9 protein-coding genes are annotated in these 9,325 nt (G+C 66.0%); 4 read left to right on the top strand and 5 right to left on the bottom strand.

Translation table 11 applies throughout. From position 1 onward, the window contains the following. Positions 1-115 (top strand): transposase (locus tag D580_RS16440; RefSeq protein WP_155999868.1); only part of this gene is annotated, 115 nt, incomplete at its 5' end. Between the two features lie 407 nt (positions 116-522). Here the strand turns inward: D580_RS16440 and D580_RS0114615 are convergent. The 4 genes from D580_RS0114615 to D580_RS0114600 are packed head-to-tail and all read right to left on the bottom strand — an operon-like array spanning position 523 to position 4,142. Further along, positions 523-1,158 (bottom strand): ABC-type transport auxiliary lipoprotein family protein, encoded by a 636-nt coding sequence (locus D580_RS0114615; RefSeq protein WP_231363570.1) that lies wholly within the window; start codon positions 1,156-1,158, stop codon positions 523-525. 17 nt (positions 1,159-1,175) lie between these two features. Further along, entirely contained in the window at positions 1,176-2,183 is a 1,008-nt protein-coding gene (locus D580_RS0114610; protein ID WP_018955104.1) for an MlaD family protein, read from the bottom strand. 28 nt (positions 2,184-2,211) lie between these two features. Continuing rightward, the gene (locus tag D580_RS0114605) at positions 2,212-3,015 is read right to left on the bottom strand and encodes an ABC transporter ATP-binding protein (protein ID WP_018955103.1); all 804 of its coding nucleotides are present in this window, start codon (positions 3,013-3,015) and stop codon (positions 2,212-2,214) included. Further along, a complete protein-coding gene (locus D580_RS0114600) occupies positions 3,015-4,142 on the bottom strand; it encodes an ABC transporter permease (RefSeq protein WP_051081826.1) in 1,128 nt (375 codons plus the stop codon). The genes D580_RS0114605 and D580_RS0114600 overlap by 1 nt, the downstream gene beginning before the upstream one ends. Positions 4,143-4,494: 352 nt before the next feature. Here D580_RS0114600 and D580_RS0114595 point away from each other — a divergent pair, with 352 nt between their 5' ends. From D580_RS0114595 to D580_RS0114585, 3 genes are read left to right on the top strand one after another with little or no spacing between them, the layout of a single operon-like run. After that, the gene (locus D580_RS0114595; RefSeq protein ID WP_018955100.1) at positions 4,495-5,442 is read left to right on the top strand and encodes an AAA family ATPase; all 948 of its coding nucleotides are present in this window, start codon (positions 4,495-4,497) and stop codon (positions 5,440-5,442) included. Positions 5,443-5,476: 34 nt separating this feature from the next. Next, a complete protein-coding gene (locus tag D580_RS0114590) occupies positions 5,477-6,457 on the top strand; it encodes a DUF58 domain-containing protein (protein ID WP_018955099.1) in 981 nt (326 codons plus the stop codon). Then, on the top strand, positions 6,454-8,442 hold the full coding sequence (locus D580_RS0114585) for a transglutaminase TgpA family protein (protein ID WP_018955098.1): 1,989 nt from the start codon (positions 6,454-6,456) through the stop codon (positions 8,440-8,442). Before D580_RS0114590 ends, D580_RS0114585 begins: the two co-directional genes overlap by 4 nt. A gap of 261 nt (positions 8,443-8,703) precedes the next feature. Here the strand turns inward: D580_RS0114585 and iscU are convergent, their stop codons facing one another. Beyond that, on the bottom strand, positions 8,704-9,108 hold the full coding sequence (iscU, locus tag D580_RS0114580; RefSeq protein WP_012638055.1) for a Fe-S cluster assembly scaffold IscU: 405 nt from the start codon (positions 9,106-9,108) through the stop codon (positions 8,704-8,706). Positions 9,109-9,325: the final 217 nt, after the last annotated feature.

Here is a 9,325-nt window from a genome sequence, read left to right as displayed (position 1 = left end):
GGGCTTTCGCCGCTTCAGTGTCCGGGGGCTTGAAGCGGTCACGGGTGAATGGAATCTGGTGTGTCTGGCGCTCAACCTGCGACGGATGCAGCGCTTGGGATGGCGCCCGGCATAACCGACACCCCGCCAGTGCGGGGCCGGCGGCCCACTGTGACGCCGGGTGACCCTGCATGCCGGTCACTGTGGCTGGATAACAGTCCCGGCGCCACCCGGCCCCCGCAGATCAGCATCGATTTATGCTCGACCGAAAACTTCTACCGCCCAGGCTCCTAGGCCCTGCATCCGAGTCACGAGGGCCACGAGGCCGCCCACACCCTGCGCCTGAAACTGACGCGTACGGCGGTTCCATCCAGGCATTGAGCTGCTTCACAGGCAGGTGCAACAGGGCGTCCTGCCACCCAGGACATCGCGCTGCCAAATGGGTCGGGCTTCAGCCCGAACAGCGGTGCCTGTCGAAGCGATGGCTGTCGGGCTGAAGCCCGACCTACGCACTTGCGAGGCGCTGCGAAGCCGGACGCGACTTCAGTTCAATGCCTGTGCCAGGCCTGTTTCAAGCCTCGCCAGTGCCTTGCCCAGGGCATCGGCCAGGGCGGTGACCCGTGACTGGGCATTTCCCACGGACTCGCCTTCAGCCGGAACCACCACGGCGTCCGTTGCCACTTCCACACGCGCGATCAGCCGCCGGCCAGCCGTTTCACGCGCGCTGAGATAGGCCTGCAGGGTGACCCGTGCGCGGTGCTCGGCGGCATCACGCATATCCACGTAGAAGTCCGTGACCACGACGTCCAGACGATAGTCTGCCTCCCCGGCCAAGATCGGCGGCAGCACATCAGCGAACACGCCGCCGCGGCGCATCCAGTAGGCCACCGCCTCGCCCACCTGATCCCTCGGGGCGGAAAACCACTGGTTGTAGAAGTCGGACTCAAATCGGTCGTCCTGCATGCGGTAGACCAGCGCCCTGCCCTCGTAGGCACTGGCCATACGCACTGGGGCCAGCACCAGGGTCGGCGCGTTTGAGCGGGTCGGCACCTCATCCCGCTGCAGTTCCAGAAGGAAGGTCTGCTTCAGCGGTGCCGGACGCTGCAGGTCGACACCGACGCTGCAGGCGTTCAGGCCTGCCAGAAGAACCAGCACCAGCAAGGGCTGAAGGCGACGCATCAGCAAGACTCGGGGGATCATGGGCGTGGGATCTCGACGGGTTCAGGCGGGCGGGTCCAGATGAGACCCGGATGATGGCCGGCCTCCTCGCCCAGGGCGCGCAGGGAATCGGTCAGGGCGCGCAGATTGTCCAGGGACAGGGCGACATCGTGTTCGTAGCCCGAAACCATGGACTCCATGTCCACCACCGCACCATCCAGACGCTTGAGTGTCTGTTGCAGGGCATTCATGGTTTCCTCGAAGCGCGGGCTTTCCGACAGGGCCCTCAGGTTGGCCGCGGCCACGCCGAGATCCGTCGGGATATCGTCGAAGGCCGGCGAGGAGATCACCCGGTTGAGCTGTTCCAGGGACGCGCTCAGACCGTCGAGCATCTGGATCAGCTGTGTATTGATGCGCGCTGCATCCACCGCCGAGACCTTGCTATCGAGATTGACCAGCAAGCGGTTCGTGTTGTCCACGATCGACTCCACGTCCAGCCTGTCGAGGCGCCGGGCGATGTTGTCGGCGTACTGGATGAACTGGGTCACCGCACCGGGGGCCGAGGGCACGTAGAGATTCTCTGGCTTCCAGTCGATGGGGATCGGAGGATGTTCGGCGGGGTCCATGAAGTCCAGTTCCAGGAAATTGATGCCCGTGACACCGAAGGCGGTCATGCGCACCCGAAGACCACGATCGACCATGCTCTCGACCATCTCCGGCGTGGGGATGCGTCCACTGGGGCTCAGGCGGTCGGGCCTAATCACGGCCTCCACCAGCACGTACTGGCGCTGATCCATGGGCAGGACATCCTGCTCGTAGCGACCCCGGGTGAAGCCGATATAGCTCACCTCGCCGATGGTCACACCTCGCAGCTTCACCGGCGCGCCCACATCCAGCCCCTGCACGGAACCGTCGAAATATGTCTCGAGCAGGACCTTGGGCCGGAACAGGCTGCCCACACCCAGCACCACCAGGATGATCACCCCGGCACCCACTGCGGCCATGATGAACAGGCCAAGACGGAAATAACTGGCGTGCGCGTTCATGGGCAGCAGGCGGGATTGCGATATGGGTTCACGCGGCCTCCGTGGCCTGTCGATTGAAGAAACGTCGCACCCAGGGATGCTCCGCATGGGCACGCAGCATGGCAGGCGTGCCCTCGGCGATGATGCCACGGCTTTGCCGGTCAAGCATGATCACCCGATCGGCAATGGTGTCGATGCTGGCCAGTTCATGGGTCACCACCACGAAGGTCATGCCCAGGCTCGAGGCCAGGCGCAGGATCAGCTGGTCCAGATCCGCGGCGGTGATCGGATCGAGACCCGCGGAAGGTTCGTCCAGGAACAGGATCATGGGGTCGAGCGCCATGGCGCGGGCGATGGCGGCGCGCTTCTGCATGCCGCCGGAGAGTTCAGCGGGCAGCAGATGCTCAAAGCCGGACAGACCCACCAGGCGCAGCTTCATGCGCGCCACCAGCTCGCGGGCGCTGCGATTCAGCGCGGTGTGGGATTCCAGGGGCAGGCAGACGTTTTCCAGCAGGGTCATGGAGCCGAACAGCGCCCCGGACTGGAAGGCCACACCGATCTTGCGCAACAGGGCCATGCGCGCCTCGCCCTCGGCGCGGGCAATGTCCTGCCCGTCGATCAGGATCTGTCCGGACATGGGGGCGTAGAGGCCGATCATGTGCTTGAGCAGGGTGCTCTTGCCGGATCCGGAACCCCCGAGGATGACGAACACCTCCCCTCGGTTGACCTGGAAATTCAGGTTTTCCAGCAGCGCGATCCCGTCGAATCCCAGGGTCAGATCACTCACCTGAATGATCGCCCGGGAGGTATCGCCGGATGAGGAAGTCTGCTTGTCGGGTGCGACTTCGGTCATCAGATGTCCAGATGGTAGAAGACCACGGCGAACACGCCGTCCGCCACGACGATGAGAATGATAGCACTGACCACCGCGCGAGTCGTGGAGATGCCCACCGCCGCCGCACCGCTGCGCGTCTCCAGGCCGCGCAGGCAACCCACACCCGCCACCAGCAGGCCGAACACCGTGGCCTTGAACAGGCCACCCAGCAGGTCCGTGAGGGTCACGGCATTGGTCACCTGGTTGAAGTAGGTGACGAAGGGGATGTCGAAACCCTTCATCACCACGGCACCGCCCACCAGGCCCACCAGGTTGGCCACCAGGGTCAGCAGGGGCATCACCGCCACCGCCGCTAGCACCCGGGTCACCACCAGGAAACGCACCGGGTCCAGGCCCATGGTGGTCAGGGCATTGATCTCCTCGTTCACCTTCATGGTGCCGATCTCGGCGGCGAAGGCGGCGCCGGAACGTCCCGCCAGGAGGATGGCGGTCATCAGCGGTGCCAGTTCCCGCAGCAGGGACAGGGCCACCAGGTTGGCGACGAATATCTCCGCGCCGAACTGGCGCATGGCCACGGCGGACTGGAAGGCCAGGATCACGCCCATCAGGAAGGCGATGAGCATGACGATGGGCAGGGCGTTGGCGCCCGCCTCCTGGGCCAGATTCAGGGCATCGCGCCAGCGCACCTGGCGGGGATGGCGGGCGGCGTGAAACATCGCCGCCGTGGCCTCGCCCACGAAGGCCACCTGCAGATAGAGATAGCGACCCAGATCATACAGGCCATTGGCCAGGTGCTGCTTGAGACCCGGACCCCGGCGGGGCGGCTCCGCCTCGCTGCTGAAATCACGCACATCGAAGGGTGCGAGCATGCGCCGCACCTCTTCCGGCGTATCGCCGAGGCCCACCTCGGCCCCCGGCTCCCGGGGCTGACGCAGCAGATCCACGACCAGGGCCACGCCGGCACCGTCGCAGTAGTCCACGCCGCTGGTGTCCACGCGAACCGGACGCCCTGCCCTGCCCTTGAGCCCTGCCAGGGCCTCGCCCCAGACACTGGATACCGTGTGCACGTCCAGCCGTCCCGCCAGGCGCAGCACGACACCCTGAGAGGACTCATCCCAGGCAAGATGCGCTTGCACTGACTTCAACTTAGATCTCTCACGGGAACCACAACCTGGTCGCAGGGTCCATTTGAACCCATCGGGCAAACTTGCCACACTTGCCCGCGCTTTTCATCCCGAGCCCGAGGCTATCTCCCGCATCATGACCCAGTCCCTGCAAGTGAAACGCTGTAGGGGCAGGTGTTCAACCACCGGGACTGGGCACGGCACCGCGAGGCCGCTGACCTCCCCATCGAACAGGTCGTGCTCTGATGCCAGCGGGAACCCGTCACGGTTCCCGGGGACAAACTTTCTGTACAGCGCCCTGAGGTTGGTACCGCCTGCCACGCCGGTGCTATTGTCGAGACATCGCTTGAGAACACGTCAGGGAACACGACTTATGTCCATCAGCCCCATGCCCCAGCCCCGGCAAAGCGCCGCGCTGCTCCAGCAGGTACTCGACCAGGTAGGCAGTGTGATCCTGGGCAAGCCCCAGCCCATCCGCCTGGCCCTGGCCTGCCTGCTGGCCCGGGGGCACCTGCTCATGGAAGACCAGCCCGGCGTCGGCAAGACCACCCTGGCCCACGCCCTGGCCAGGACCCTGGGTCTGCAGTTCCAGCGCATCCAGTTCACCAGCGACCTGCTGCCCGCGGATATCCTGGGCGTGTCCGTCTACGGCGGTCAGGGCAAGGGCTTCGAGTTTCACCCGGGCCCGGTGTTCACCCAGATGCTGCTGGCCGACGAGATCAACCGGGCCCCGCCCAAGTCCCAGAGCGCCCTGCTGGAGGCCATGGAGGAACAGCAGGTCACCATCGAAGGGGTCACCCGTACCCTGCCCGAGCCGTTCTTCGTCATCGCCACCCAGAATCCCCGGGAACAGGCGGGCACCTTCCCGCTGCCCGAATCCCAGCTTGACCGTTTCCTGATGCGCATCCACCTCGGCTACCCGGATCCCGCCGCAGAACGCGCCCTGCTCCAGGGACGCGATCGTCGCGCCCTGATCGCCGAACTGCCCGCCCTGCTGGATGCCGAGTCCCTGCTGCGACTGCAGCAGCAGATCACCCAGCTGCACGTCTCCGAGGCCCTGATCGACTACCTGCAGCGGCTCATCGCCCACACCCGCAACCCCCAGTACTACACCCACGGCCTCTCCCCCCGGGCTGCCTTAGGATTACTGGCCGCCGCCCGAGCCTGGGCCTGGCTGGACGGGCGCGACCACGTCATCCCCGAGGACATCCAGACCGTGCTGCCGCCGGTGGCCGGGCATCGCCTGTTCGCCGCCGGCGGCGGCAGTCAGAGGCCCGAGCAGCTGACCCGCGAACTCATCGAGCACGTGGCCATCCCGTGATGCATCTGCGTGAAGGCCCGCGCCCGCCCATGCCATGAAGCTTGCCGCCCAGATCCTTGAGCCGGCCGTCACCTGGCTGATGCGGCGAGAACATCCCGCCGGCCGCGAAGTCACCCTGCACCGCCGGCGCATCTACATCCTGCCCACCCGCCAGGGCCTGGTGTTCGGCCTGATGCTGGTGGTGATGCTGCTGGGCGCCATCAATTACAGCAACAGCATGGCCTTCCTGCTCACCTTCCTGCTGGCAGGCCTGGGCGCCAACGGCATCTGGCATACCCACCGCAACCTGTTGGGACTGCGCATCGCACGCCTGCCCCTGGAGCCGGTGTTCGCCGGCGAAACCGCCTACTGCCGCTACCGCATCGAGAACCCAAGCCACGTCCCCCGTCACGGCCTGGTGCTGCATCGCCGGGATGTCCAGGGTGCCGCCATCGCGGCACAGGCCCGGGCAGAAGCCGTGGCAGAGCTGCCCATCGTCACCACCCGCCGCGGCAGTCTGCGCCCGGGGCGTTTCAGCCTGTCGACCACCTACCCGCTGGGCCTGTTCCGGGCCTGGTCCTGGATCCAGTTCGACGAGGCCCTCACGGTCTACCCCCGCCCCCTCGCCGTGGACGAACGCTTCACCGACGCGGGCAGCAGTAAGGGCGAAGGCCGGCCCGATCCCGCACAGGGCGAGGACTTCTCCGGTCTGCGTGAATACCAGCCCGGTGACTCCCCGCGGCGGGTGGACTGGAAGGCCCTGGCCCGCACCGGCGATCTCTATACCCGCAACTTCGAGTCCCCCCGCGGCGGTGAGCTGTGGATCGACTGGCATGCCCTGCCCGCCTCGGACACCGAGACCCGGCTGTCCATGCTCTGTCACCAGGTCCTCCAGGCCCACCAGCAGGGGATCCGCTACGGGCTGCGCCTGCCCGGCCTGGAACTGGAGCCCGACCAGGGTACGGACCACCGCCACCGCTGTCTCTCGGCCCTGGCCCATTACGGTCAGCCGGCTCAAGGCAGCCCGGTGTCATGAGCCGCCTGTCCCACGCGCCACCCTCTCAGGGCGCACTGGCCTGGGTGAGCCTCGCCCTCGCGGTGGTGCTGCTGCCGCACCTGCTCAACCAGCCGGCCTGGGTGGTGGGCCTGGCGCTGCTGGCGGTGGCCTGGCGCCATGCAGGGGCCCGGGGCCGCCTGCCCCTGCCGGGTCGCTGGCTGCTGGTGCTCATGGCCATTGCCGCCACCGCGGGCGTGCTGTTCAGCCAGGGCACCCTGTTCGGCCGGGATGCCGGTGTATCGCTGCTCATCATCATGACCGGCCTCAAGATGCTGGAGACCCGGACCCATCGGGATGCCATGCTCAGCATCTTCCTCGGCTACTTCGTGGTGATCACCCACTTCTTCTACAGTCAGGAAATGCACGTGGTGGCCTACCTGATCGTCGCCATGCTGGTCACCACCATGGCCCTGATCCGTCTCAACGCCGCCGACACACCGCCGACCCTGCGCGAGCAGCTGGGTCTGGCGGGTCTCATGCTGCTCCAGGCCCTGCCGGTGATGCTCATCCTGTTCCTGCTGTTCCCGCGCCTGCCCGGACCCCTGTGGGGCATGCCCCAGGAATCCAGCAGCGCCAGCACCGGGCTCTCCGATTCCATGTCGCCGGGCTCCATCAGCGACCTGCTGCAATCCAACGCCACGGCCTTCCGGGTCACCTTCCCCGACAACACGCCACCGCCTCCGAACCAGCGCTACTGGCGCGCCCTGGTGTTCAACACCTACGACGGACGCACCTGGCGCGGTTCCTTCCCGCCCCTGGACACGCCTGATCCCACACCTGCGGACACCAGCGAGCTGCGCAGCTACTCGATCATGCTCGAACCCCACAACCAGCGCTGGCTGATCGCCCTGGAGACACCGGTGGAGGCCCCTTCCGGCGCACGTCTCACCCCGGACTATGTACTCGCGAGCCACCGCCCGGTGCTACGCGTCGAGACCTACCAGCTGCGCTCGGCCATGACACACGCCGTGGAGACGGAACTCATCCCGGCGCGAAGGCGACAGGCCCTGCAGCTGCCCGGTGATGCGCCGGGCGCACGAGCCCGGGCCCTCGCGGAACAGTGGCGCACGGAGGAGCAACATCCCGAGGCGATCGTGCAGAGGGCCCTTCAGCACTTCAACCAGGAACCGTTCCGTTACACCCTCTCGCCACCCCGCCTGCCACGGGACCCGGTGGATGAATTCCTGTTCGACACCCGCGCGGGATTCTGCGAACACTACGCGGGCAGCTTCGTGTTCCTGATGCGCGCGGCAGGCATCCCCGCTCGCGTGGTGACCGGCTACCAGGGCGGTGAGTGGATCCGCACCGGCGAGTACCTGCTGGTGCGCCAGTCGGACGCCCATGCCTGGGCCGAGGTCTGGCTCGAGGACCGGGGCTGGGTGCGGGTGGATCCCACCGCAGCCGTGGCCCCGGAACGCATCGAACTGGGCATCCGCGCCGCCCTGAGTGACGAGGCGGATCTGCCCGATTTCCTCCGGCAACGGGAGGGCATGGGCCTGGGACTGATGGCGCTGCGCTTTCAGCTGGAATACTGGCGCGACCTTGCCGACTACTACTGGAACGGCTGGGTGCTCGGCTTCGGCCCGGAGAAACAACGTGAACTCCTCGAGCACCTGGGTCTCGGCTGGCTCGACTGGCGCGGTATCAGCGCCCTCATGGTGGCCCTGCTGGCCTTCACCGCCGGCGTGTTCACCCTGGCCTTCCTGTGGCGCAACCGCCGCCCCCAGAAAGACCCCCTGGCCCACCTCTACCAGCGTTTCGCACAGCGCATGACCCGGCTCGGCATCCCGCCCCTGCCCCACGAAGGCCCGCGGGATTTCACCCGCCGGGTCGCGCGGGAACGCCCGGAACTGCACGAGGCGGTGGCGGCGTTCACACGCACCTACGAAGCCCTGCGCTACGGCGCCGACCCGGACCCGGACCAGTTCAGCACCCTGCGCCAGGCACTGAGCGGGTTGTCCTGATTGGCATGAATGAAAGTCAAAGGCCTTCAACGCAAAGACGCGAAGGCGCAAAGAACGCGAAGAAAGGCGTTTTGAATAAAACCAAAAAACCTTTGCGCCCCTTTGCGTCTTCGCGTCTTTGCGTCGAGGGCTTTTGACTTTAAGCAACGCCACGAACCAAACCACAAAAAAACCCGCCGGCATGGGCGGGTCTTTCTGTCTCTGCATGGGCGAGAGAAATCGCGGCGTCCCTGCCGCACTGCATGGGCTCTGTGAAAATCTTCAGGCGATCTTGCGTTCGTCCTCGGCACCGGACTTCTGCTTGAAGTCGGCGATGGCCGCCTTGATGGCATCCTCGGCCAGTACCGAGCAGTGAATCTTCACCGGCGGCAGCGCCAGCTCCTCGGCAATCTGCGTGTTCTTGATCGCAGCCGCCTCATCCAGCGTCTTGCCCTTCACCCACTCGGTCAGCAGGCTCGAACTGGCAATCGCCGAGCCGCAACCGTAGGTCTTGAACTTGGCATCCTCGATCACGCCCTCGGCGTTGACCTTGATCTGCAGCTTCATCACGTCGCCACAGGCCGGCGCACCCACCATGCCCGTGCCCACGCTCGGATCCGCCTTGTCCAGGGAACCCACATTGCGGGGATTTTCATAGTGATCCAGCACTTTGTCGCTGTAGGCCATACGTCACCTCCGGGTTTGTTTTCGCGTCCTTCCCTCAGCAGGGGAGGACAAATCAGCATCTGTTATCAGTGGCAAGTCTCAAGTGGCTAGTGGCAAGGAAGTTCCTTGAGACTAGCCACTTGCCACTTGCCACTGTGGGTGGCGCCTAATGCGCCACCCACTGCACACTCTTCAGGTCCACCCCTTCCTGGTACATCTCCCACAGGGGCGAGAGCTC

The sequence above is a fragment of the Thioalkalivibrio sulfidiphilus genome, from assembly GCF_000377945.1.
Taxonomy (GTDB): Bacteria; Pseudomonadota; Gammaproteobacteria; order Ectothiorhodospirales; family Ectothiorhodospiraceae; genus Thioalkalivibrio_A; species Thioalkalivibrio_A sulfidiphilus_A.
Note: the sequence above shows the minus strand (reverse complement) of the source record. Positions and strands in the feature narration are given on the sequence as shown.